This is a genomic window from Pseudomonas sp. JV245A, assembly GCF_032424515.1.
GTDB lineage: Bacteria > Pseudomonadota > Gammaproteobacteria > Pseudomonadales > Pseudomonadaceae > Aquipseudomonas > Aquipseudomonas protegens.
This window is the reverse complement of sequence record NZ_VYKE01000482.1, coordinates 1-651: the sequence shown is the minus strand read 5'-3', so window position 1 is coordinate 651 and position 651 is coordinate 1. Positions and strand designations below refer to the sequence as shown.

Genomic DNA, 651 nt, shown 5'->3' with positions numbered 1-651 from the left:
CGGCAGCGGCTACAAGGATGAGCCTGGGCCTGGAGCTGATAGACTGCGCAGCTTCTTCCCCGAACCCCCGCTGCCGATGTCCTTCCCCGAATCCTTCGACTGGTTACCCCACGCCCCGCTGCAACGGCTGGAGCTGGACTGGCTGTCGCGGGCCGGGGTCGAGGTGGCGGTGCTGCGCCTGGACCTGATCGACCCGCTGATCAGTGGCAACAAGTGGTTCAAGCTGACCGAACACCTGGCGGCGGCACGTACCGCCGGTGCCCACGGCATCATCAGCCTGGGGGGCGCCCATTCCAATCATCTGCATGCGCTGGCCGCTGCTGGCCGGCGTTTTGCCTTTCCCACCGTGGGTCTGTTGCGTGGCCATCCACAGGACACACCGACGGTGCTCGACCTGCAAGCCTTCGGCATGCGCCTGCACTGGCTGGGCTATGGCGGTTATCGCGCGCGCCACGAGGCGGGTTTCTGGACGCCCTGGCAGGCCCGGTATCCGGAGTTGTACCCGGTGCCCGAAGGTGGCGGTGGCCTGGCCGGCGCAGCGGGCTGCATGACCCTGCGCGATCAGGTGCGGCGGCAGTTGCCGAGCCTGGGCTGGAGCGACTACCACGGCTGGTGGCTGGCCGCCGGCACGGGCACTACCCTGGCCGGGCT

At 68.8% G+C, this 651-nt stretch carries 1 protein-coding gene; it reads left to right on the top strand.

Annotated features, from left to right (window positions below; genetic code table 11):
- Positions 1-76: 76 nt before the first annotated feature.
- The coding region (locus F6S12_RS32580; protein WP_409999889.1) for a 1-aminocyclopropane-1-carboxylate deaminase/D-cysteine desulfhydrase at positions 77-651 on the top strand (575 nt) is incomplete at its 3' end.